At 57.9% G+C, this 22,645-nt stretch carries 20 protein-coding genes; 11 read left to right on the forward strand and 9 right to left on the reverse strand.

Features of this window, described 5'->3' with window-relative positions:
* Positions 1-179 precede the first annotated feature (179 nt).
* On the forward strand, positions 180-2,906 hold the full coding sequence (gene gyrA, locus ACR0J7_RS02380; protein ID WP_480913193.1) for a DNA gyrase subunit A: 2,727 nt from the start codon (positions 180-182) through the stop codon (positions 2,904-2,906).
* A 36-nt stretch (positions 2,907-2,942) separates the two neighbouring features.
* Here gyrA and yghX read toward each other — a convergent pair whose 3' ends face one another.
* The 4 genes from yghX to ACR0J7_RS02400 form a co-directional block, all read right to left on the reverse strand.
* Positions 2,943-3,839 (reverse strand): YghX family hydrolase, encoded by an 897-nt coding sequence (yghX, locus tag ACR0J7_RS02385; protein WP_480584531.1) that lies wholly within the window; start codon positions 3,837-3,839, stop codon positions 2,943-2,945.
* Positions 3,840-3,902: 63 nt separating this feature from the next.
* On the reverse strand, positions 3,903-5,372 hold the full coding sequence (locus ACR0J7_RS02390; protein ID WP_480545539.1) for a carboxypeptidase M32: 1,470 nt from the start codon (positions 5,370-5,372) through the stop codon (positions 3,903-3,905).
* Positions 5,373-5,376: 4 nt separating this feature from the next.
* On the reverse strand, positions 5,377-6,522 hold the full coding sequence (gene ctaA / locus ACR0J7_RS02395; protein WP_480480730.1) for a heme A synthase: 1,146 nt from the start codon (positions 6,520-6,522) through the stop codon (positions 5,377-5,379).
* A gap of 59 nt (positions 6,523-6,581) precedes the next feature.
* The gene (locus ACR0J7_RS02400; protein WP_480480728.1) at positions 6,582-7,325 is read right to left on the reverse strand and encodes an RNA methyltransferase; all 744 of its coding nucleotides are present in this window, start codon (positions 7,323-7,325) and stop codon (positions 6,582-6,584) included.
* A 154-nt stretch (positions 7,326-7,479) separates the two neighbouring features.
* Here ACR0J7_RS02400 and ACR0J7_RS02405 point away from each other — a divergent pair, with 154 nt between their 5' ends.
* The gene (locus tag ACR0J7_RS02405) at positions 7,480-8,100 is read left to right on the forward strand and encodes a thiamine phosphate synthase (RefSeq protein WP_480564552.1); all 621 of its coding nucleotides are present in this window, start codon (positions 7,480-7,482) and stop codon (positions 8,098-8,100) included.
* On the opposite strand, the gene ACR0J7_RS02410 is transcribed toward ACR0J7_RS02405, so the two are convergent.
* Positions 8,097-9,239, reverse strand: a complete 1,143-nt coding sequence (locus ACR0J7_RS02410; protein ID WP_480913196.1) for a hypothetical protein — start codon at positions 9,237-9,239, stop codon at positions 8,097-8,099. The two genes, ACR0J7_RS02405 and ACR0J7_RS02410, sit on opposite strands and share 4 nt — an antisense overlap.
* A 170-nt stretch (positions 9,240-9,409) precedes the next feature.
* Here ACR0J7_RS02410 and ACR0J7_RS02415 point away from each other — a divergent pair, with 170 nt between their 5' ends.
* The 3 genes from ACR0J7_RS02415 to ACR0J7_RS02425 all read left to right on the forward strand — a co-directional run bounded on the left by ACR0J7_RS02415 (position 9,410) and on the right by ACR0J7_RS02425 (position 11,957).
* Positions 9,410-10,303 carry a PfkB family carbohydrate kinase gene (locus ACR0J7_RS02415; RefSeq protein ID WP_480480723.1) on the forward strand — a complete coding sequence of 298 codons (894 nt, stop codon included), beginning with the start codon at positions 9,410-9,412 and terminating at the stop codon, positions 10,301-10,303.
* Positions 10,300-11,211 (forward strand): pseudouridine-5'-phosphate glycosidase, encoded by a 912-nt coding sequence (locus ACR0J7_RS02420; protein ID WP_480528362.1) that lies wholly within the window; start codon positions 10,300-10,302, stop codon positions 11,209-11,211. The genes ACR0J7_RS02415 and ACR0J7_RS02420 overlap by 4 nt, the downstream gene beginning before the upstream one ends.
* 65 nt (positions 11,212-11,276) lie before the next feature.
* Positions 11,277-11,957 carry a DUF502 domain-containing protein gene (locus ACR0J7_RS02425; protein ID WP_480869373.1) on the forward strand — a complete coding sequence of 227 codons (681 nt, stop codon included), beginning with the start codon at positions 11,277-11,279 and terminating at the stop codon, positions 11,955-11,957.
* On the opposite strand, the gene ACR0J7_RS02430 is transcribed toward ACR0J7_RS02425, so the two are convergent.
* The 3 genes from ACR0J7_RS02430 to ACR0J7_RS02440 form a co-directional block, all read right to left on the reverse strand.
* Entirely contained in the window at positions 11,958-12,983 is a 1,026-nt protein-coding gene (locus ACR0J7_RS02430) for a patatin-like phospholipase family protein (RefSeq protein ID WP_480584540.1), read from the reverse strand. It lies immediately after the preceding gene.
* A 64-nt stretch (positions 12,984-13,047) separates the two neighbouring features.
* On the reverse strand, positions 13,048-13,821 hold the full coding sequence (locus ACR0J7_RS02435) for a 3-hydroxybutyrate dehydrogenase (RefSeq protein WP_209503782.1): 774 nt from the start codon (positions 13,819-13,821) through the stop codon (positions 13,048-13,050).
* Positions 13,822-13,958: 137 nt separating this feature from the next.
* Entirely contained in the window at positions 13,959-14,183 is a 225-nt protein-coding gene (locus tag ACR0J7_RS02440) for a hypothetical protein (protein WP_209599589.1), read from the reverse strand.
* On the opposite strand from ACR0J7_RS02440, the gene ACR0J7_RS02445 reads away from it, so the two are divergent.
* Both ACR0J7_RS02445 and ACR0J7_RS02450 read left to right on the forward strand, forming a co-directional pair.
* A complete protein-coding gene (locus tag ACR0J7_RS02445) occupies positions 14,122-15,939 on the forward strand; it encodes an extracellular solute-binding protein (protein ID WP_480913198.1) in 1,818 nt (605 codons plus the stop codon). The genes ACR0J7_RS02440 and ACR0J7_RS02445 overlap by 62 nt on opposite strands.
* Positions 15,940-16,492: 553 nt before the next feature.
* Complete coding sequence (locus ACR0J7_RS02450; protein ID WP_209503780.1) at positions 16,493-16,732, forward strand: hypothetical protein; 240 nt, start codon at positions 16,493-16,495, stop codon at positions 16,730-16,732.
* On the opposite strand, the gene ACR0J7_RS02455 is transcribed toward ACR0J7_RS02450, so the two are convergent.
* Positions 16,721-17,344, reverse strand: coding sequence for a helix-turn-helix domain-containing protein (locus ACR0J7_RS02455; protein ID WP_209503779.1), 624 nt, complete (start codon positions 17,342-17,344; stop codon positions 16,721-16,723). The two genes, ACR0J7_RS02450 and ACR0J7_RS02455, sit on opposite strands and share 12 nt — an antisense overlap.
* A gap of 65 nt (positions 17,345-17,409) precedes the next feature.
* On the opposite strand from ACR0J7_RS02455, the gene ACR0J7_RS02460 reads away from it, so the two are divergent.
* From ACR0J7_RS02460 to ACR0J7_RS02475, 4 genes are all read left to right on the forward strand, one after another.
* A complete protein-coding gene (locus ACR0J7_RS02460; RefSeq protein WP_480913201.1) occupies positions 17,410-18,927 on the forward strand; it encodes a class I adenylate-forming enzyme family protein in 1,518 nt (505 codons plus the stop codon).
* The gene (locus ACR0J7_RS02465; protein ID WP_480913204.1) at positions 18,924-19,583 is read left to right on the forward strand and encodes a DsbA family oxidoreductase; all 660 of its coding nucleotides are present in this window, start codon (positions 18,924-18,926) and stop codon (positions 19,581-19,583) included. Before ACR0J7_RS02460 ends, ACR0J7_RS02465 begins: the two co-directional genes overlap by 4 nt.
* Before the next feature lie 76 nt (positions 19,584-19,659).
* A complete protein-coding gene (locus ACR0J7_RS02470; RefSeq protein WP_480504993.1) occupies positions 19,660-20,868 on the forward strand; it encodes a multidrug effflux MFS transporter in 1,209 nt (402 codons plus the stop codon).
* A gap of 58 nt (positions 20,869-20,926) precedes the next feature.
* Positions 20,927-22,585, forward strand: a complete 1,659-nt coding sequence (locus ACR0J7_RS02475) for a hypothetical protein (RefSeq protein ID WP_480913207.1) — start codon at positions 20,927-20,929, stop codon at positions 22,583-22,585.
* Positions 22,586-22,645 lie beyond the last annotated feature (60 nt).

The following is a 22,645-nucleotide window of genomic DNA, read 5'->3' on the forward strand; positions in this document are numbered from 1 at the left end:
TTGATACAAGGCCTGCTCAAGATACCACGAAAACCTTCTAATACTTATATAACAATATGTTACTTGAGTATTACCGGGGAATTTCCCCGTAAAGGCGCTGCTTGCTTGCACCTTATGTGCCGGGTCTGATAAGATACACCCACAAGATATAGACCCAGAACAAGACACGGGCAGTTTACGTGAGCGATACGCCAGAAATTCCTGAAAACATGGATGAAACCCCGCCCGAGCGCCCAGTCTATGACGGCCCGACGGTTTCCATCGAATCCGAAATGCGTACGTCCTATCTGGACTATGCCATGTCGGTCATCGTCAGCCGCGCGATCCCTGATTTGCGCGACGGGCTGAAACCGGTGCACCGGCGTATCCTTTATGCAATGCACGAGACGGGGAACACGCACGATAAGGCGTACCGCAAATCGGCACGCCCGGTGGGCGACGTGATGGGTAAGTACCACCCGCATGGTGACAGTGCGATCTATGACGCACTGGTGCGGATGGCGCAGGATTTCTCGATGTCTCTGCCGCTGCTGGATGGTCAGGGCAACTTTGGCTCGATGGACGGCGATAACCCGGCGGCTATGCGGTATACCGAAGTGCGGATGGACAAGCCCGCCGCTTCCCTGTTGGCTGATATCGAAAAAGAAACGGTCGATTTTCAGGACAACTATGACGGCAAGGACCGGGAACCGACAGTTCTGCCGGCCCGTTTCCCGAACATGCTGGTCAATGGTGCCGGAGGTATCGCCGTGGGGATGGCGACAAACATTCCGCCGCACAACCTTGGCGAAGTAGTCGATGCGACTTTGGCGCTGATCGACGATCCCGACCTTACATCAGAACAGTTGATCGAATACGTCCCCGGCCCCGACTTTCCAACCGGCGGTGTGATGCTTGGGCGTTCCGGCGCGCGCAAGGCCTATCTGGAGGGCCGCGGCAGCGTCATCATCCGCGCCAAGACCCGAGTGGAAGAAATCCGCAAGGACCGCTATGCCATCGTTGTCGACGAGATTCCCTATCAGGTGAACAAGGCCGCGATGATCGAAAAGATCGCCGAGGCGGTTCGCGAGAAGCGGATCGAAGGCGTGGCCCATGTACAGGACGAATCCGACCGCAACGGCGTGCGCGTTGTGGTCGAGCTCAAGCGCGATGCAACGCCCGAGGTGGTGCTGAACCAGCTCTACCGCTTTTCGCCGATGCAGACCTCCTTTGGCTGCAATATGCTGGCGCTGAATGGTGGCCGCCCCGAACAGCTGACCCTGCGCCGGTTCCTGACCTCGTTCATCGACTTCCGTGAAGATGTCGTTGCCCGCCGTACGGCCTATGACCTGCGCAAGGCGCGCGAACGCAGCCACATCCTGTGTGGTCTGGCTGTGGCGGTGTCCAATGTCGATGAAGTGGTCGCAACGATCCGGTCGTCTGCTGACGCCGCCGAGGCCCGCGAAAAACTGATGACCCGCCGCTGGCCTGCCTCCGACATCGAAGGCTATTTGCGCCTGATCGATGATCCTCTGTCCAAGATGAATGACGATGGCACCTATAATCTGACCGAGGTTCAGGCCCGTGCCATTCTGGAGTTGCGCTTGCAACGCCTGACCCAACTGGGCGTCAAAGAGGTCACGGACGAGCTGGAAGAACTGGCGGCCAAGATCAAGGAATACCTTGATATTCTGTCCTCACGCGAACGGATCATGGGCATCATCGCTGATGAGCTGCGCAGCGTGCGTGAACAGTTCGCGGTCGACCGCCGCACTGAGATCGTCGACTGGTCCGGTGACATGGAAGACGAAGACCTGATCGAGCGTGAAGACATGGTCGTGACCGTCACTTCGGGCGGGTACATCAAACGCACACCGCTGGCAGATTTCCGCGCCCAGAAACGCGGTGGCAAGGGCCTGTCGGGGATGCAAACCAAGGAAGAGGATGTTGTGACCAACCTCTTCGTTGCGAACACCCATACACAGCTGCTGTTCTTCACGACGGACGGGATGGTCTACAAGCTCAAGACCTGGCGCTTGCCCCAATCCGGACGCACCGGCAAAGGTAAGGCCATCGTCAACATCCTTCCGATCCCAACTGGCGTTTCCATCGCCGCGATAATGCCCGTGGATGTACCGGACGAGGAATGGGAAAACCTCCAGATCGTCTTTGCCACCAGCGCAGGTGACGTGCGTCGTAACCGGTTGTCGGACTTCACCAATGTCCGGCGCAACGGCAAGATTGCCATGAAGCTGCCCGACGGCATTGAACTGGTGAATGCGCGCATCTGTTCGGAAGACGAAGACGTGATGCTGGTCACCAATTCCGGCCGCGCGATCCGCTTCCGGACAACTGACGTGCGTGTCTTCAACTCGCGCGAATCCACAGGTGTCCGGGGGATCAGGCTGACCAACGGTGACCGCGTCGTTTCGATGTCCGTGATCCGTCATTTCGAGGCGACACCCGAAGATCGTGTGGCCTATCTCAAGATGCGGCGTGCGGTTGCGGGGCTTACCGAAGAAGACGCTGGTGAAGACGAGGAAGCCGCAGCAAGCAGCGATTTCAGTCAGGAGAAATACGCCGAGATGTCGGCTGCCGAAAACCTTATCCTCACTATCACCGCTGGTGGTGCAGGCAAGTTGAGTTCAAGCCACGACTACCCTGTGCGCGGACGTGGCGGCATGGGTGTGGCGGCGATGGACAAGGCCATGCGCGGCGGGGACTTGGTTGCATCCTTCCCGGTCGAGATCGACGATCAGATCATGCTGGCCACATCGAAAGGCCAATCTATCCGGGTGCCGGTCGATGGTATCTCTTTCCGCTCACGTTCCGCAGGTGGCGTGAAGGTATTCAATACCGGCAAGGGCGAAGAAGTCGTCAGCGTCGCGTGGATCGCCGATCAGGGCGACGAGGAAGAATTACAGTAACCCCGGGCACCGGTTCGACGGTTCCCGGGGTTCAGTTCATGTCAGGTAGGTATTGAAAAAAGCGATGGTCCGGCTCCATGCCAGATTTGCCGCGGCTTCGTCATATCTGGGCGTCGTATCGTTGTGAAAGCCGTGATTGACGTCCGGATAGAAGTGCACGCTGAATTTCTTTTGATTGGCTTTCAACGCCTCTGAATATGCAGGCCATCCAGCGTTGATACGCTCATCCAGACCGGCATAGTGGATCATAAGAGGTGCTTCGATGGACGGAACATCTTCGGCTGGTGGTTGCCGACCGTAGAATGGCACCGAGGCCGCAAGGTCCGGATAGGCTACGGCCAACGCGTTGCAAACACCTCCGCCATAGCAGAAGCCGACAGCGCCAACCTTGCCTGTCGAAAGTTCATGATCACGAAGGAATTCAAAGGCGGCGAAGAAATCCGCCATCAGTTTTTCCCGGTCCATCGAGCGCTGCATTTCTCGCCCTTCTTCATCAGTACCGGGATAGCCGCCAAGGGGCGACAACCCATCAGGTCCAAAAGCCAGAAAACCGGCCTTGGCCGCGCGGCGCACAACGTCCTCGATATAGGGGTTTAGACCCCGGTTCTCGTGTACGACCAGTACCGCTGGCAATTTTCCTTCGGCATTTGCCGGCATCGCCATCAGGCCGCTGGTTTCGCTATGCCCATCCGGGCTGTCATATGCGACCACCATGGTTTGGATCGCGGGATCGTCCGGGGCCACCTGTTGCGCCCAGGCGTAATTGGGTTGCAACTGGTCCAGAATCATTGCGCCTGTCATTCCGGCAGCCGTGTATTTACCGGCTTTTGAGATGAACTCACGCTTGGACATCGTGCCGTGCACATATCCGTCGAATATTTCGAGGATACGCGGATCAAAATCACTGGCTTTCTTGCGGGCGTTTCCGGTCATCGTTGCCTCCCAGGCGATGGTATCGGTGCACCGATTCTAACGCCTAGGCTGCAATTCGGAAACTCACAAATCGTAAAGCGCGCCGAACTTGGTCTCGAGATAACTTAGCAGTGGGTCCGGTCCGGGCTCGATGCCGCTTGCACGGGCAATCACCTCGCGCGGTGCATAAAGGCCGCCATGCTGCTGCACATGCTCGCGCAACCAGCCGGTTGCACCGGTGGTGTCGCCGCGAGCCAGTTGCGCATCAAGATCGGGCTCTGAACCGCGCAAAGCCTGATAGAGGCACCCAGCATAGACATTGCCCAGCGAGTATGTCGGGAAGTAACCGAACAACCCAACCGACCAATGCACATCCTGCAAACAACCGTTCGAGGGCTTGTCGACCGCATAACCGAAATCTGCCTTGAACCGATCATTCCAGGCGGCTTCCAGATCGCCGACCTGCAAGTCTCCGGCCATCAGCGCGCGTTCCAGATCAAACCGCAGCATGATGTGCAGATTGTATTGAACCTCATCCGCCTCGGTGCGGATATAGCCGTTATGGACGCGGTTGACCGTCGCATAAAACGCATCCGGATCGGCAATGCCGAACTCGCCGAACGCCTCTTTCATTTGTTCGAACAACCAACCGGTAAAGGCCCGCGACCGACCCAACTGGTTTTCGTAGATCCGGCTTTGACTTTCATGCACGCCCATCGACACACCAGACCCGAGCGGTGTCAGCAGGTATTTCCTGTCGATCCCCTGTTCATAGGCGGCGTGGCCCACCTCGTGAATGGTGGAATAGAAACAATTGAACGGGTCCGTTTCGCTGGTTCGCGTGGTGATGCGGACATCAAGACCACTGCCTGAACTGAACGGGTGAACCGCCTTGTCCACGCGGCCATTGTTCAGGTCATAGCCAAAGGCGACCGCCAGTTTTTGTGTCAGACGCATCTGGGTCTGCTCATCAAAACTGCGGTTCAGGGCAGCGGGCTCGGGCCGCTCCAGCACAGCGGCGCGCAGGGCCACCAGTCGTGGGCGCATCTGGTCGAAGATATCCGCAATCTGTGCGCTGGTCGTGTAAGGCTCGTAATCTTCGACCATGGCGTCGTATACGTCGCCCCCTTGCGCCAGCGCCTCGCCTTCCTGTCGTTTCAGCGATACGACCTCTTCCAGAACCGGAAGAAAGGCCGAGACATCTTCGTCCGCGCGCGCCTGCGCCCACTTTCCCTGCGCAGCGGATGTCACACGGGCAATCGCCGTCGCCAGATCGGCAGGCACCTTCACCGCGCGATCATATGCGCGCCGGATTTCACGCATCTGCGCCTTGCCGACCTCATCCTGAGGCGCGGCCTGATCCAGCCATTCGGCAACACGAGGATCAGAACGACGTGCGTGCAGGACAGATTCGATAGCTGCCATTTCTTCGGCGCGCTGTGGCGCAGCGCCGCGCGGCATGACGGTTTCCTGGTCCCAGCCAAGCCGACCGGCGATCTGGCCCAAAGCCGAAGTTTCCCGCTGAAAGGTCATCAGTTCATTGAAAGCGGTCATAATTTCAAACTCCGCGCACAGATGTTGCGATTGGATAAGCCGTGAGGAACCGCGCGCGCAGGATCAGCGTCCAAACGATGACGGCCATAAACTGGTGGAAGATAGCGACCTGCCATGGCGCGCCGTAAACCACGGTCACGATGCCGACGACGACCTGTAACGAAAGCGCGGCGAAAGCAGCGTTGAAGGCAAAACGCGTCTGCGGATGCGCGCTGCCGCTGCCACGTCGCCAGACGACAACGGCGAAGATGAACAGCAGATACCCTGCACACCGGTGGATGAACTGTACCAGACCGGGGCTTTCAAAGAAGTTTCGCCACATCGGCTCCAACATAGTCGCATCCGGTGGAAGCAACTGCCCTCCCATCAGCGGCCAGTCGGTGTAAGACCGCCCGGCGTCGATCCCGGCGACAAGCGCGCCAATGAGTATTTGTAAAAAGGCGAAGTGCATCAGCCCTGTGGACAATGAAAACAGCCTGACCTCTTTGGCCCGGCGCGCCTGCATCAGGTCACGTTCTTCCCGGCCGAGTTCAAAGATGTACCAGGCCAGGACTCCCAGGATCACAAAAGCCAGCCCCAAATGCGTTGCCAGACGGTAACTTGCAACAGCCGTCATGCCTTCACCCTGGGTGACGCCCGAGGCCACCATCCACCAACCAACAGCGCCCTGCAGACCGCCAAGAAGACCCGGAACGATCAGCTTTCCCATCCACCCTGTCGGGATCTTGCGGGTGAGAAGAAAGGTCAGAAATCCAACGGCCCAGACCAAACCGATCATGCGGCCCAACTGACGATGGCCCCATTCCCACCAATAGATGGATTTGAAATCACCCAGTTCCATCCACTGGTTCTGGATGCGCCATTGGTCAATCTGCTTGTACTTGTCGAACTCTGCCTGCCAGTCCGCTTCGGTCATCGGCGGCAAAGCTCCGGTGATCGGGCGCCATTCGGTGATCGAGAGGCCGCTGTCAGTCAGGCGCGTCAAGCCGCCAACCGCGATCATCACAACGACCAGAGCAAACAGGATCATCAGCCAGACGCGGATCGCATTGCGCGCGCCGCCGCGCCCCCGGTCGATCATACCGGGTTGAACCGCCTGTTGTTTTTTGGTGTCCGTGACCTCTTCGAAGATGCTGCGCTTACCGCTCATGCTGTCCTCATGTCCTGATTTTGTCGCAAGCTAGGGCTTGGGTGAAGATAGGTCCAGCCTCAGCCTTTATCCTTCCAGCGGACCATCTGACGCATGATCCCGTGCAACATCTGCACATCGGCCCGTGTCATTCGCATCCGCGACCACAGGTTGCGCAGGTTAACCTTCATCCCTTCGGCCTTTTCGGGAGGGTAGAAGAACCCCGCCTCCTCCAGCCTATCCTCGTAATGCTCGACAAGTTTTTCGACCTCGATCCCAGTGGCCCAGTCACCTTTGCCCAGGTCGGTCGATTCATGCACCACATCCCCGGTCTGGCGCATCCACTCATAGGCGGTCAGCAATACGCATTGACCAAGGTTCAGCGAGGCATATTCCGGGTTCACCGGCACCGAGATGATCGCGTTGGCCTTGGCGATGTCTTCATTCTCTAGCCCCGCGCGTTCAGGGCCGAACAGAACGGTAACCTTCTCGCCTGCCGCGATCTTTCCGGCGGCAATCTTCATTGCGTGTTCTGGGCTGTAGACAGGTTTGGTCAAGCCCCGCTGACGGGCTGTCGTGGCGAAGACAAACGTGCTGTCGGCCAGCGACCCGGCCAAGTCGTCAAACAGCTGCGCCTCATCCAGCAAGCGCCCTGCGCCGCTGGACATTGCCACCGCTTTGGGGTTCGGCCAGCCGTCACGCGGGGCCACGATACGCATCCGGTCAAGCCCAAAGTTCCACATCGCCCGCGCAGCAGCACCGATGTTTTCACCCATTTGCGGGCGCACAAGCACGAAGGAAGGCTGGGGTTTGTCGCTGGGCATGGCTCACCTTAAGAAAACTTGGCCTGCTGTAATTGGCAGGCTCTTGCAGGGCAAGGCGCAGGGGCGTTATTTGCAGGCTCTGATCCATAAAAGTTTGCTTCCCAGCCGCAATCCGCTAAACCGCGCCAAAGACTGAAAGCCGAAGGACGCGCCCATGGACACCCCCGAGCAGCCGCAGATTTACCTGATCACGCCTCCGACCATCGAGTTGAGCACGTTCACGAACAAGCTGGCGACTGTGCTGGACGGGGTCGAGATTGCCTGTATCCGCCTCGCGTTGGCCGGAAGCGACGAAGATACCATCGCCCGTGCAGCGGACGCTTGTCGCGAAGTCGCCCATTCGCGCGACGTGGCCATCGTGATCTCGAACCATGTATTGCTGGCGCAGCGTTTGGGGCTGGACGGGGTGCACCTGGATGATGCTGCACGCTCGGTCCGCACCGCGCGCAAGGAACTGGGCGCCGATGCAATCGTCGGAAGCTTTTGCGGCGCGTCCAGCCATGATGGCATGACTGCTGGTGAAAACGGGGCGGATTATGTGGCTTTCGGTCCTGTCGGCTCGGCCAAACTGAGGGATGGGACCCGCGCCGAAAAGGACCTGTTCCAATGGTGGTCCGAGATGATCGAGGTTCCGGTTGTGGCCGAAGGTGGGTTGACGCCCGAATTGATCCGCGATCTGGCCCCCTGCACCGATTTCTTTGGCATCGGCGATGAGATCTGGGGCAGTGACGATCCGCTTGGCGCACTGAAAATGCTGCTGGCCGCGTTGCCTTAACCCTGCACCCAAGGCTCGACTATCCAGTAGACCCCGGCACCTGCAATCAGCATCGAGGCCAGAACCGATACCCGGCCTCGTATACGGTGTGAGCCGCCAGAAAACAAAAGCGCCAGAGCAAGCCCGGCAAGGGCCACGGCAAAAAGCGGCAGAATATTCCCGGCGCCAAAGCCCAAGATGGCCGGGGGCAGATGATCTGGCGGCACTCCGATCCCGATCAGGGCCGAGGCAAATACCAGACCTTGAAGACCGCCAATGGCGAGAACCGCCAACAAACGCCAGACCTGCAATCGCCGGGCAACCAGATTCCACAGCGCCAGAACGATGGTCGAAGCCACCAGAACCGGGGCCTCGCTCACTTTTCCTGCATCCAATACGCCATGCAAACCCAGCCCAAGCCCGATCAGAGCGCCCGCTGACAGGAACACCAGTTGAGATACCACTGGGCGCAATTTCAAAGACAGAAACACTAGCGCCAAAACAAGAATGGATGGCTTAATTGGGTTTCGGAGAAACTGATCGACCCCTTTTGTGAAATATGTCTGCAATGTTTGTTGCGTTGTCAGAGACGCCCCGCCTTGCAAGGGGATCAGCGGGCTGGCTTCACCGGCAGCCAAATACCCGGTGTATGGGGCCGCGACATTTTGCTGTCGCAGAACGATGGGTCCGCTTTCTGACGGCCAGATCAGACGCAGGTTTGACGCCTGATCGGGCAAAGGAGCAGTCAGCAACAGTTTGGAAACCCGCACTTTCTCCGTTTCTCCCACAACAGGAATACGCACACCTTCATAAGACAAACTCAATCGCTCTGGTGCCTCCACGATAAGATTATGTTTCCAGAGCTGAACGAACTCTCTGATCTGGGGTTCCAGCTCAGAGGAAACCAGTCGCCGCAAGGATTTGTAGTTTGGATCGTCGGAAAACGCAGCGGGCTGCGCGGGATTGTTCCCGGTTAATATGGCCTCGGCATTCCATTTCAACTCTATAAACAAAGTGTCGGACTTGACCCAGAAATCAACGACGGTCGGCGGGGCGGATTGCGCTCTGCCGGATCCGGGATGCATAGCTACAAGAACAAAAAAACTCAGGGCACAGGTTTTGAGGGTTCGAAAGATGGCGCGGAAAACAGGGCCATTCATACGAAAAGCTCCAACAGGAAAATCAAATCACCAATCATTGCTATCGATTGTTCCCGCGAAGGCCGCAGATCGCAAGCCCAAAGGGCATATCGGACCTGTGCACCGTAAATCTCTGATTGCGGTAACGTTCTGACTTGCATGGGCATCACCGCTGCGGCATGACGTCCTTTATGACTCAGAACAGTAATATCCTGTGTATCGGTTCGGTCCTGTGGGACGTGATCGGACGATCGGCCAGTGCCATGCGGCAAGGCTCGGACGTGCCTGGTCGGATTACCCGCCTACCGGGTGGTGTTGCGATGAACATAGCCATGACGCTGGTGCGTTTTGGTATGACGCCAACCCTGCTGACCGCCATTGGCCGCGACCCCGAGGGCGACGAGTTGATTCATGCCTGTTCCCGCCTAGGTATGATCACGGATCACATCTATCGCTCGCAGGACTTGCCGACCGACCGATATATGGCCGTCGAAGGTGCCAACGGGTTGATCGCGGCCATTGCCGACGCACATTCGCTGGAAGCCGCTGGCGCTAAGATACTGCGTCCGCTGATGCACGGCCCGCTTGGCTATGAAAACACGCCCTTTGAGGGGCCCATTGCGCTTGACGGCAACCTGACCCTGAACCTGCTGGAAGAAATCGCCCAAAGCCCTGCATTTGCCCGTGCCGATCTGCGTGTTGCCCCGGCCTCGCCCGGCAAGGCCGAGCGCCTGTTGCCCTTCCTGAAACATGCCCGCGCCACGCTTTATGTGAACCTCGAAGAGGCAGGAATATTGTGCCAGCGTGAATTCACTGATTCTGAATCTGCCGCAAAGGGCCTTCTGGATCGTGGCGCACTGCGCGTGCTGGTCACCGATGGCGGCAGCTCGGCCACGGTCGGCAGTTCGGACGAAATTCTGACCCAAACACCCCCCTCCGTTCTGGTCACCCGTGTGACCGGCGCCGGGGATACCTTCATGGCGGCTCATATCGCCTCAGAATCCGGCGGCGCATCGAGTGATGAGGCTCTGACCCGCGCTCTGCATGCCGCAGCAACCTACGTTTCCGGAGAAACCCCACTGTGATCGACATTCAATATTCAGCCGAGGTCCGCGCTGCCAAGGACGCGGGTCATCCCATCGTTGCGCTGGAAAGCACCATCATCACCCATGGCATGCCCTACCCGCAAAACGTCGAAGTTGCGGCGCAGGTCGAACAGGACATCCGCGATGCGGGGGCGGTTCCGGCGACCATGGCGGTGATTGAAGGCAAATTGCATGTGGGGCTCGAGCCTGGCCAGTTGCAATGGCTGGGTCAGGCGCAAGGCGTTGCCAAAATCTCGCGCGCAGATATGGCGGCCTGCATCTCGACCGGTGGTACCGGAGCCACAACCGTCGCCGCCACCATGATCGCCGCGCATTATGCCGGGATCGAGGTATTTGCCACCGGCGGCATCGGGGGTGTGCATCAGGGCGCTGAAACCACGTTCGACATCTCGGCTGATCTGCACGAACTTGGCCATACACCAGTCACCGTCGTCGCAGCCGGGGCCAAGGCCATCCTTGATCTGGCCAAAACTCTTGAAGTTCTGGAAACGCTGGGGGTGCCTGTCATCGCCCATGGCCAGGATGCGTTTCCTGCCTTCTGGTCTGCAAAATCACCCTATGCTGCCCCCCTGCGCATGGACACTCCTGAGGCTATCGCCAAGGCCCATGCAACGCGTCGCGCGTTGGGCCTGCCCGGCGGGCAGCTTGTGGCGAACCCGATCCCGATCGCGGATCAGATCCCTTCCGAAATACTGGCCCCCATCATCGCCGAGGCACAGGCTGATGCAGATGCGCATCGGATCACCGGAAAAGATGTGACGCCCTATCTGCTGCAACGTATCTTTGAAAAGACCGAAGGACGTTCGCTTACCGCCAACATTGCCCTCGTGCGCAACAATGCGCGCCTTGCTGCGGCGATTGCACGGGCACTGGCAGAACAGGGATAACGCAAGCCTATTGTGCCATGGCTACCGATTGACTACCTAAATCCCGATAACCACTCGGAACCAAGATGAATACACCGTTCGACGAAGAACCGCATCATCGCCGTCCTGGCATGCTGGCACGGCTGCGCGCATCTTTCCTGACCGGCCTCGTTGTCATTGCACCGGTCTGGCTGACGGTTTGGCTGATCTGGTCGGTAGTCGGCTGGATCGACAGTGCCGTTTTGCCACTGGTGCCTCATCAGTTCCAACCGGAACAATACGTTGGTATCAACCTGCGCGGTGTGGGCGTCGTGATCTTCCTGATCTTTACCGTGATTGTAGGGTGGATCGCCAAAGGCATTCTGGGCCGGTCCCTGATCCTGTTCGCCGAAAGCGTGGTAGATCGGATGCCGGTCGTCCGCTCGATCTATTCCGGGATCAAACAAATCTCGGAAACCGTATTTGCCCAAACCGAACGCTCTTTTGAAAAGGCTTGCCTGATCCAGTACCCCCGCCGCGGGATCTGGGCCATTGGGTTCGTCTCGACAACCGCCAAAGGCGAAATCAGCAAACGTGCAGAAACCGGAGGAGAGCTGCTCAGCGTCTTTGTTCCGACCACCCCCAACCCGACCTCGGGCTTTTTGCTGTTTTTCCCGGCGGAAGACGTAATTTTGCTGGACATGACAATTGAGGATGCCGCGAAACTGGTGATCTCGGCCGGGCTCGTTTATCCCAACGAAAAAGACCCTACGCAACCACCCGAGTGATTAACCGAACATGGTCGGCAGATCGACTGTACTGGTCTGGCCCAGATCACTCTTGTGCTTGGTCAGAAAACGATCCGCTGCCGCCCGCCCCGCCTGTTTCAGCTTGTGCAAAATAACCGGGTTGGGCACGGTTTTGGTGGCAACAGACAGGCTGCTCATCAACTCGTTATCCGCAATCATATGCACCAGAACGCGGCTCATGTCCCCGGCCTTCAGCTTGCCCTCTTTCAGAAGCCGCTGAACAAAACTGATTGCCCGCAATTCGCGAAACAGGGATGAGTTGAAGCTGATCTCGTTGATCCGGTTCTGGATCTGCTGCGGTGTGACCGGCACCGCGTCGCGCTCCAACGGGTTGATATTCACGATCACTACATCATCCGGCAGGTCATTGTTGAACAGCGGATAGAGCGCCGGATTACCAGTATAACCGCCATCCCAGTAGGCTTCGACCCGGTTAGTATTTGGATCAAATATCTCGACTGCCTTGAACAGGGTCGGCAGGCAAGCTGAAGCCAGAATGGCATCTGTCGAGACCTCCTCGCCAGTAAAGACGCGGATTTTCCCACTTCTCACGCAGGTGGCGCACACAAACAGGCGGGGTCCCGCATCGGCGCATACTTCCGCAAAATTGAACCTGTCCACCACCGGCTCCAGCGGATTGCTGTAGAATGGACCATAGGCATAAGGTGACACCATCCGCGACCAGGCATCACCGATTGAAAACGGCACCGAATATTCCATCGCCTGCGCGATTGCGGCCGGTTCCAACCCGCGAAACCAATTGGCTATACGCATGTCTCCAATCGCACCCATACGCCTCCAAAGCCCGTCCAGTTGCGCGCGCGCACCCTCACGTCCTGAATGAACCATCCCCGATTTGAACGCCGCACCGTTCAACGCACCGGCGGATGTTCCGGTGATCGCGGCAACCTCGATGTCTTCCTCATCCAGCAGTCGGTCAAGCACACCCCAGGTGAATGCCCCATGCGCACCGCCGCCCTGCAAAGCCAGATTGATCCGTATCACCGCCCTCACCCTTCATCTTTTCAGAAATACTCCGGGGGTTTGGGGGCAGCGCCCCCAAGGCCAATCACAAGGCGGTCCAGCCGCCATCGACAGAAATCGTGGTTCCCGTGATCTGCGCCGCCGCGTCCGAGCAAAGGAAAATGGTTGTTCCGCCCAGTTGCTCAACCGTGGCGAATTCCTTGGAAGGTTGCCGTTCCAGAAGCACGTTTTTCACAACCTCCTCGCGGCTCATATTATATTCTTTCATTGTGTTCGGGATCTGGGCCTCGACCAGAGGCGTCAGCACATAGCCCGGGCAAATAGCGTTGCAGGTGATCGGTTCTTGCGCGGTTTCCAGCGCAACGGTCTTGGTCATCCCCACCACTCCGTGCTTGGCGGCAACATAGGCTGCCTTGAACGGCGACGCCGTCAGGCCGTGGGCCGAGGCGATATTCACAATACGACCCCAACCCGCCTTTCGCATCATCGGCAGCGCGGCAGCGGTCGTGTGAAAGGCCGAGTTCATGTTGATCGCGATAATCGCATCCCATTTATCCACCGGGAACTGATCGATCGGGGATACATGTTGAATACCCGCGTTGTTCACGAGAATGTCGCAAGATCCGGCCTGCTCAATCAGCGCGCGGCACTCTTCACCTTTTGACATGTCCGCCTTGATGTAACGTGCTTTGGTTCCGGTCTCTTTGGCAATCTCAGCGGCCAGCGCGTGATCTTCGTCACGGTCCGTAAAGGAATTCAGGACGACATCCGCTCCAGCCTTCGCCAGCTCGCGCGCGACCCCCAGTCCGATGCCAGAATTAGACCCCGTGATGATTGCTGTTTTGCCGGAAAGGCTCATGACCGTTCTCCCTGAAGCGATGATTTGGTGCACAATGCCATGCTGCACCTGCAAAGAAAACGGGGAAACACACCGGTCCGAAATCCCAGCCTGACACTTCTCAAGCAGTCAAAAAAAACGCCCGCACGAAGCGGGCGTTAAGTTATTGAGGCAGGTTTCATACAGGCAAGAAACCTATCGAGCAGTGCATCCTTTATAAGCAATTCCACGCCTTCGTCCAAGCTAAAAGTTTGATAATATGAAAAATCATCACTACGGTGAATCCCAACAAAATAAGGCCAGAGCAGGATTGTTTCCAAAATGAGCCCGGATTTTCTCCGACCGTTTCGACCACTTGTGGCGGGAATCGCAAGCATTTTCATGATCTCTGTCGCCCATGCAGAATCGTCTCATGGCATAGCTATGTATGGGGACCCGGCCCTACCACCGGATTTTGTGTCCCTACCCTATGCCAACCCCGATGCGCCCAAAGGCGGTAAAGTCGTTTTCGGAAATACCGGCGGCTATAACAGTCTGAACCCGTTTTTGCAAAAAGGCACCTCGCCCTGGCAATTGCCTTTTTGGACCCATGAAAGCCTGATGGGGCGATCCTGGGACGAACCTTTCACACTTTACGGGCTGTTAGCCGAATCAGTTGAGACGGCTCCGGACCGGTCGTGGGTTGAATTTACCCTGCGGGAAGAGGCCCGGTTTTCTGACGGCACCCCGGTCACGATTGACGACGTGATCTGGTCATACGAGACGCTCGGTACTCAGGGACATCTGCGCTATCGCGGTTTTTGGGACAAGATCGACAGGATCGAACAGACTGGCCCGCGTTCGGTTCGGATTACTTTCAACGTGCCGGATCGCGAACTTGCCCTGCTCGCAGGGATGCGTCCGATCCTGCAAAAGGCGCAGTGGCAGGACAAGGAATTTGCCGACGCCGCTTTGCACGATGTCCCAATCGGCACCGGCCCTTATGTGATCGAAAGCTATGAGGCGGGGCGCTATGTGAACCTTCATCGCAACCCCGAATATTGGGGGCAGGATATCCCGTTCCGTCGCGGCACCATGAATCTGGATGAAATGCGGATCGAGTTCTACGGCGACGGCAGCGTCCTGTTCGAAGCCTTCAAAGCCGGTGAGCTATCAGCGGTGCGTGAGTTCAACGGCGACAAATGGGACACGCAATACAGCTTCCCCGCCGTTCAGCGCGGCGATGTCATCAAGACCGAGATCCCGCATGGCAAACCGTCAGGCATGACCGGGTTCGTGATGAACACCCGCAAGGCCCCGTTCGACGACTGGCGCGTTCGCGAGGCCCTGACGCTGGCCTTCAATTTCGAGTTCATTAACGACACGATCACTGGTGGGGCGCAGCCACGGATTACGTCCTACTTTTCAGGCTCAGAGCTGGCCATGCAGCCCGGACCGGCCCAAGGGCAGGTAAAAGCCCTGCTGGAACCCTTTGCCTCGGATCTGATCCCCGGCACGCTGGAGGGGTACGAACTGCCGAAGGGCGACGGTTCAGCCCGCAACCGCGCAAATATTCGCAAAGCCACCAAACTGTTGACCGAAGCGGGTTGGACCGTTCAGGACGGGGTTCTGCACAACACGAATGGTGATCCGTTCAAAATGACGGTCTTGCTACAGCAGGGGGATAGCGAGATGGCGTCGGTGGTCGAGATTTATTCCCGCGCGCTTGAACGACTTGGCATTCAGATCACAACGGAACAGGTCGACAACGCGCAGTATGTCGGGCGCACCGGAGAGCTGGATTTTGATGTTACGCCTTTCCGGCGTGCTCTTTCACTGTCTCCCGGCAACGAACAGCGTTTGTATTGGGGAAGCGAGAACGCGGACACACCCGGTACACGCAACCTGATGGGCGTGGCCTCGCCCGCTGTTGATGCTATGATTGACGCCATGCTCGCCTCGGAAACACCTGAAGATTTTACCGCTGCAACCCGCGCGCTTGATCGAGTTCTGACAGCCGGTCGCTATGTCATCCCGATCTGGAGTTTTGATGTCGGGCGGATTGCCCACATCCGCGAGCTCAAGTTCCCTGAGACTGTGCCAATCTATGGCGACGGACCGCAATACATGCCGGAAGTGTGGTGGTACGACGCCGGGTAATCACGTGAACATCAGGGCAGCCGGGCTTTGCACGACACCGGCTGTTCTCCGCGGGGTGTTGGCGGACCCCTTGAAAAACGCGATTCCTTCGCGCTTCCAGCACGATTGGCCCCGGAAAACCACGCCTGTCGGCGGAATTCAGCACATGGCCATCACACTAGGGATACGTTTCGCGACAGCAGGTCGCAGCATCAGATGCAGGCCATATCGGATGCCGGATGATCCCATGAGACGCACCTTCAGCCTGCTTCGGTCAACGTTAAAAGCTGCATTGAATCGCGGTATTTAGACATAGCCCAAAGATGGAGGTCGCCTTTACAACTCGCGCGCCGGGAATACCCGGTTCCGTACCAAACAGGTCTCCTGATCCGCAGGTGCTTTGAACAGTTTCAAGCCTGCCGCCCTGTTGCGGCAAGTATTGCAGAGGCACAATCTTGTAAAAGGAATGCAGTGGCATGCTGCGACATTTTGTCATGTCTTCCCTAACGGCACCCATTACGTACCCTAAAGAGGGGGAGAGCAGTCCTAATCGCTACATAAGGAAAGCTCATACATGATGAACTGGACGGATCTGACACAAGACTGGAATGCGGCCTACGCACGTGCAAAGCGGCGTTTTCCGAATTTGCGTGACCAGGACATGATGCGCGTATCAAAAGATCGTAAAGGGTTCGAAGCCTATCTGGCAGAGCGTCACCAGTTGACCATGAACGAAGCTCATGAAGAGGTCGAAGATTTCCTGTTCACCGAAGGTCTGAACAGAGAATTCTGCCGCGCGTCGCTAAGCAAGTGATGTGACCCAAAGGATTGTCGCGTCTTCGTCGCTGACGGAGATCACGTTGTGGCCCATGCTGCCATCGTAATAGGCGCTGTCACCCCTGCGCATTTCAACCGGCTCATAGAATTCGGTATAAAGCCGGACAACACCGGTCAGAACATACATGAACTCTTCGCCATCGTGGCGCACCCAGCCGTCGAATTCGTCCATGGATCGCGCCCGAACCCGCGCACGGTAGGGCAGCATGTGCTTCTTGGTCAGGGTTTCGGCCAGCAACTCATGCTCGTAGGTCGTTGTCGCGTGGGCCGCCCCTTCGCCCATCCGGGTAATCGCCATCCGTCCGATGACCTGGTCCCGCTGCGGCGGTGTGAAAAGCTGAGGCACCGAGATTTCCAACCCAACCGCAAGCTTTTTGAGCGCGTCATAGGTAGGTGACATCTGCCCGTTCTCGATCTTGCTGAGCGTCGAACGGGCCAAACCGGCCTGACTGGCGGCCTGCTCCAGCGTCCATTTCCGCGCTTTTCGCAATTCGCGCACGCGCGCGCCAAGGTCCAGCGGTTCAACTTCGGTGTGATCGCCGGAATCGCGGGCAATTCGGATCAGGGATTTGGGATCTTGGGTGCTCATGCCATTCTCTATAGGCTTGGCCAGCCGCGCTTGCAACGCGCCAGACACCGCGTTAGCCAATGGCCATGTTATCTGTCTTCGATCAGGGGGCGCCCGCGCCCTGCCCCGCACCGTTCAATCTGGCGGCGCATGTCCTTGGCCGTGCCGATCAGGTCCCTGACAAAGTGGCGTTGTCGGTACTAATGCCCCACGGCGCGCAGGACTGGACCTATCGCGACCTGCAATCTGCCGTGTTGGGCACAGGCGCGGGGTTGCTGCAATCAGGTCTGACACCCGGCGATACCGTTCTGATGCGGCTCGGCAATACGGTGGATTTCCCGATTGCCTATCTGGGCGCGATTTCAGTGGGTATCATTCCGGTGCCGACTTCGTCGCAACTGACGGAACCCGAAACCGCCAGAATGATCGACGATCTGTCCCCGGCTGCGGTTCTTCGTGATCCCGCTGTCTCATGCGCGCCTCATCCCAGACAGATCGAGTTGGATGCATTAAAGGCCATGCGCGAAATTCCACCCGCCAGCTATGACCTGGGCGACCCCGAGCGCATGGCATATGTCGTCTACACCTCGGGAACCTCGGGCAGTCCGCGTGCCGTGGCCCACGCCCATCGGGCAATCTGGGCGCGGCAGATGATGGTTGATGGTTGGTATGGTCTGCGCGCGTCCGATCGGCTGTGTCACGCCGGAGCGTTCAACTGGACCTATACACTTGGCACCGGTCTGATGGACCCGTGGACCATCGGCGCAACCGCCTTGATCCCGGAACCGGGCACGGACATCTCCGCCCTGCCCGCTCTGCTCCGCCAGCATCGCGCAACGATCTTTGCGGCGGCACCGGGGGTCTTTCGAAAATTGGTGCAAGAGTATGAGCAAATCAGCTTACCTGACCTGCGCCACGGTTTATGCGCGGGGGAAAAGCTGTCGCGCGCACTGCACGAGAAATGGCTAAGCGCCACCGGTACGGAATTGTTCGAAGCCTATGGTATGTCCGAATGCTCGACCTTCATATCCTCCAGCCCGGCCCACCCTGCGCGCGGCGACGCATTGGGGCACCCGCAACCGGGCCGTCGCGTGGCCATTCTGGGCCCGGACGGCCCGGTGCCGCAGGGGCAAGAAGGCACCATCGCCATTCATCAGTCTGACCCTGGATTGATGCTGACCTACCTCAATGCACCGGATGAAGTTGAAACCCGGATGCAAGGCGAATGGTTCCTGACCGGAGATCAAGGGGCAATGGCTGTGGACGGCCAGATCAGTTATCTGGGCCGGGACGACGACATGATGAATGCCGGAGGCTACCGCGTATCCCCGGTCGAGGTCGAAGCCGCCCTGTCCCGTTTTCCCGGTATCACGCAGGTCGGCGCGGCCGCGGTCGAGGTCAAACCGGACACATTTGTGATAGCAGCCTTCTATACCGGCCCGGAAAAGCTGGACGATGCGGCCCTGCGCGCCTATGTCGAGGCCAATCTGGCACGTTATAAACAACCGCGCGCCTTCATCCACCTGTCTGCGCTGCCCACCGGCGGCAACGGCAAACTCCTGCGCCGGGCGTTGCCGGCCTATTTCGAGGCACCAGCCACATGACCCAGACCGTCAAGCTCGACATCCTGTCCGATCCGATCTGCCCGTGGTGCTATATCGGCAAAACGCATCTGGACAAAGCATTGGCCAATGTGCCCCAGCACCCTTTTGTCATCGAATGGCATCCGTTTCAGTTGAACCCTGATATGCCGGACGCAGGTATGGATCGTCGCGAATATCTGGAACGCAAGTTCGGTGGCAAGGACGGTGCCGTACGTGCTTATGCGCCCGTGGTTGAACACGCTGAAAACGCCGGTCTAAAGATCGACTTCGAAGGCATGAAACGCACACCTAATACACTGGATGCACATCGCCTGATCCATTGGGCCGGGATCGAAGGCAAACAGAATGCTGTCGTCGATGCGCTGTTCGATGCCTACTTCGTTCAGGCCCGCGATATCGGCGACCCCGAGGTCCTGTCCGACATCGCAGACAGTGCCGGAATGGATGCTGCGGTGGTCATGAAGCTGCTGAAATCCGACGCTGACCGCGAGGATATTCGAAACCGCGATACCCACTCACGCGAAATGGGCGTCAGTTCGGTCCCGACCTACATTGTTGCCAATCAACATGCCGTTCCGGGTGCTCAACCGCCTGAAATGTGGGAAAAAGTGATCAGTGAGATTATATCTCAACTTGACACTTCCCCTGCAGAATAGCACAGAGGTCTGTGCGAATTTCCAGTCTGGTCTAACCCGATTCACCGTGATAGCGCGAACAGGTTAGGAGTGCTTCATGGCCAACCGCATGTCGAAGGCGGAATTCATTGCGCTGATCGCAATGATGTTCGCCACTATCGCGTTTTCGATCGATTCAATGCTGCCTGCCCTGCCCGAAATCGGCGCGCAGCTTAGCCCCGATGACGTTAATCGCGCTCAACTGATCTTGACATCCTTCGTTTTGGGAATGGGTATCGGTACATTCTTTACCGGCCCGCTATCGGATGCGCTGGGGCGCAAGCCAGTGATCTTTTGCGGTGCGCTTTTGTACATTGCGGCTTCGGCTGTGGCCTGGGCCAGTTCTTCGCTGGAGCTTGTGCTGATTGCGCGTGTTGTGCAGGGTCTGGGCGCTGCCGGGCCACGTGTCGTGGCGATGGCCATCATCCGTGACCTGTATTCGGGCCGGGAAATGGCGCGCATCATCTCAATCGCTATGATGATATTCACTTTGGTACCAGCAGCGGCCCCGATGCTGGGCGCGGGCGTTATTGCCCTCTTCGGTTGGCGCGGGATATTCATGTCCTTCATCCTGTTTGCCCTGATCGTCGTGATGTGGATGAGCACACGACTGCCCGAATCCCTAGCCGTCGAGAACCGCCGTCCCTTCCGTCTGCATCTGATGATTGCGGCCGTGAACGAAATGTTTGCCCATCCCACCGTGCGCTTGTCTATCTTCGTGCAGACCTTGTGCATGGGGACCTTGTTCACCATGCTGACTATGGTGCAGCCGGTCTATGACGTGATCCATGATCGGGCCGACAGCTTTCCCTTCTGGTTCGGATTTGTCGCCCTGATGTCAGGTTCGGCCAGCCTTTTGAACGCAGCTTTGGTGGTGCGCGTCGGGATGCGCCGGATGGTCACATTCGCCTTCGGCGCGCAGATAGCCATCACGTCTGTCGTCATCATCCTGAACATGGCGAACCTTTCGCCCGATATGTCATTTGCCCTGTTTGTCTTCTGGCAGACGATGGTCTTTTTCATGGCTGGTGTAACCATCGGCAATCTGAATGCCATTGCCATGGAGCCCATGGGCCACATCGCAGGCATGGCCGCTTCAGTTGTCGGGTCGATCTCAACAGTAATGGCCGCGGCAATCGCCGCGCCGATCGGGCTTCTGTTCAACGGGTCCATCGCGCCTTTGACAATCGGCATTCTGAGTATGTGCGTTCTGGCATTTGGCCTGATGATCCACATGGGTCGCATCGAAGAACGGCTGCCAGCCTGACCTGTGAATCGGGGGTGAAACACGCTATCCTACCCAGAGCTTAAGGGGAGGAACTGCGATGTGCGATTACTACGATCTGGGCAACTATTCCTGCCCGGTTTCCACTTCCAGCCCGGAAGCTCAGCTGTGGTTTGACCGTGGCCTGAACTGGACATACGGCTACAATCACGAAGAGGCGGTGGTCTGTTTTCAACGCGCGGCCGAGCATGATCCGAATTGCGCAATGGCCTATTGGGGTGTCGCGTATGCCGCCGGACCAAACTACAACCTCCCGTGGGACCTGCTGGATGAGAGAGGTCGGGAAGAAGCGTTGGCACGGGCTTACGACGCGATGCAGAAAGCCCTTGGTCTGCTCACAGGGTGCACTGCCGTCGAACAGGCCCTGATTCAGGCCTTGCCTGCGCGTTACCCGCAACGCGGTCCGGTTGAGGACATGCACCAATGGGACCACGGTTTTGCCGACGCGATGCGCGCGGCATTTGCGGCGCACCCGGACCACCTTGACTTGCGTACCATCTATGTCGAAGCACTGCTGAACCTGACACCGTGGAAAATGTGGGATCTGGAAACGGGTCAACCCGCCCAGGGCGCGGCAACGAAGGAAGCGCAAGATGCGCTTGAATGGGCCATGGCGAACGATCCGTCTGCGATGTCTCACCCGGGCCTGCTGCACCTCTATGTTCATTTGATGGAGATGTCTCCAACACCAGAAAAAGCCCTGAAAGCAGGGGATATCCTGCGCACATTGGTTCCGGATGCAGGCCACTTGGTACATATGCCGACACATATCGATGTGCTCTGCGGACATTACCACAACGTTGTGCACTGGAACGATAAAGCCTCGGAAGCCGACCTGAAATATTACGAACGCGAAGGCGCGTTCAACATTTACACAGGCTATCGCCAGCACAATTATCACTTTGCCATCTACGGTGCGCTTTTTCTTGGACAGATCGAACCCGCCCTACGTGCAAATCAGGGATTGTGGGATACAACGCCCGAAGAATTGCTGCGCGTCGAAAGTCCCCCGATGGCCGATTACTTCGAAAGCTACATGTCCATGGGCCCTCACATCCTGATCCGGTTTGGCCGCTGGGACGAGGCTAAGGCACTGAAACTGCCCTCAGATCCTGACCTGTTCCGCACTCTGACCGCCACAACGCACTACGCGCGCGCCATCGCTCATGCAGCAACCGGTGATATCGCCAATGCCGAGGCCGAAGAAAATCTGTTCCTTGCTGCCAAGGAATGCGTTCCGGAAACACGCAGGCTGCACAACAACCGTGTGATTGACCTGCTGGAAATTGCGCGGGAAATGCTGCGCGGTGAGATCGAGTACCGCAAGGGCAACTTTGAAATCGCGTTTGCCCATCTGCGCCGCTCGGTCGAGCTGGACGATACCTTGCCCTATGACGAACCCTGGGGATGGATGCAGCCGACCCGCCACGCGCTTGGGGCGCTTCTTTTCGAACAAGGACGGCTGTCCGAAGCTGAAAACGTCTATCGTGAAGATCTGGGTTTGGGTGGCACGCTAAGTCGCGCCTCGATACATCCTGACAACGTATGGAGTTTGAAGGGCCTTTACGATTGCCTCAAGGCACGCAGCGAACAGGTCGAAGTCCTGCAGATCAAACAGCGGCTCGACCAGGCGTTGGCCCGCGCCGACCGAATGGTAGCTGCGTCCTGCTTCTGTGCGCAGGCGGCAATGCGTAGCTAAAATGTCTTGATCGTGCTGACACACGATGCCTCCGGCGGGGATACTTTTAGCCAGATGAAG

Source organism: Ruegeria sp. O4, from assembly GCF_056535125.1.

Coding starts and splice junctions, on each gene's coding strand:
- ACR0J7_RS02455 (WP_209503779.1), bottom strand. CDS start 17,344: ATGAGCACCCAAGATCCCAAATCCCTGATCCGAATTGCCCGCGATTCC.
- ACR0J7_RS02390 (WP_480545539.1), bottom strand. CDS start 5,372: ATGACCGCTTTCAATGAACTGATGACCTTTCAGCGGGAAACTTCGGCT.
- ACR0J7_RS02445 (WP_480913198.1), top strand. CDS start 14,122: ATGAGCCCGGATTTTCTCCGACCGTTTCGACCACTTGTGGCGGGAATC.
- ACR0J7_RS02415 (WP_480480723.1), top strand. CDS start 9,410: ATGACTCAGAACAGTAATATCCTGTGTATCGGTTCGGTCCTGTGGGAC.
- ctaA (WP_480480730.1), bottom strand. CDS start 6,522: ATGAGCGGTAAGCGCAGCATCTTCGAAGAGGTCACGGACACCAAAAAA.
- yghX (WP_480584531.1), bottom strand. CDS start 3,839: ATGACCGGAAACGCCCGCAAGAAAGCCAGTGATTTTGATCCGCGTATC.
- ACR0J7_RS02435 (WP_209503782.1), bottom strand. CDS start 13,821: ATGAGCCTTTCCGGCAAAACAGCAATCATCACGGGGTCTAATTCTGGC.
- ACR0J7_RS02405 (WP_480564552.1), top strand. CDS start 7,480: ATGGACACCCCCGAGCAGCCGCAGATTTACCTGATCACGCCTCCGACC.
- ACR0J7_RS02440 (WP_209599589.1), bottom strand. CDS start 14,183: ATGAAAATGCTTGCGATTCCCGCCACAAGTGGTCGAAACGGTCGGAGA.
- ACR0J7_RS02400 (WP_480480728.1), bottom strand. CDS start 7,325: ATGCCCAGCGACAAACCCCAGCCTTCCTTCGTGCTTGTGCGCCCGCAA.
- ACR0J7_RS02470 (WP_480504993.1), top strand. CDS start 19,660: ATGGCCAACCGCATGTCGAAGGCGGAATTCATTGCGCTGATCGCAATG.
- ACR0J7_RS02450 (WP_209503780.1), top strand. CDS start 16,493: ATGATGAACTGGACGGATCTGACACAAGACTGGAATGCGGCCTACGCA.
- ACR0J7_RS02475 (WP_480913207.1), top strand. CDS start 20,927: ATGTGCGATTACTACGATCTGGGCAACTATTCCTGCCCGGTTTCCACT.
- ACR0J7_RS02465 (WP_480913204.1), top strand. CDS start 18,924: ATGACCCAGACCGTCAAGCTCGACATCCTGTCCGATCCGATCTGCCCG.
- ACR0J7_RS02425 (WP_480869373.1), top strand. CDS start 11,277: ATGAATACACCGTTCGACGAAGAACCGCATCATCGCCGTCCTGGCATG.
- ACR0J7_RS02460 (WP_480913201.1), top strand. CDS start 17,410: ATGTTATCTGTCTTCGATCAGGGGGCGCCCGCGCCCTGCCCCGCACCG.
- ACR0J7_RS02410 (WP_480913196.1), bottom strand. CDS start 9,239: ATGAATGGCCCTGTTTTCCGCGCCATCTTTCGAACCCTCAAAACCTGT.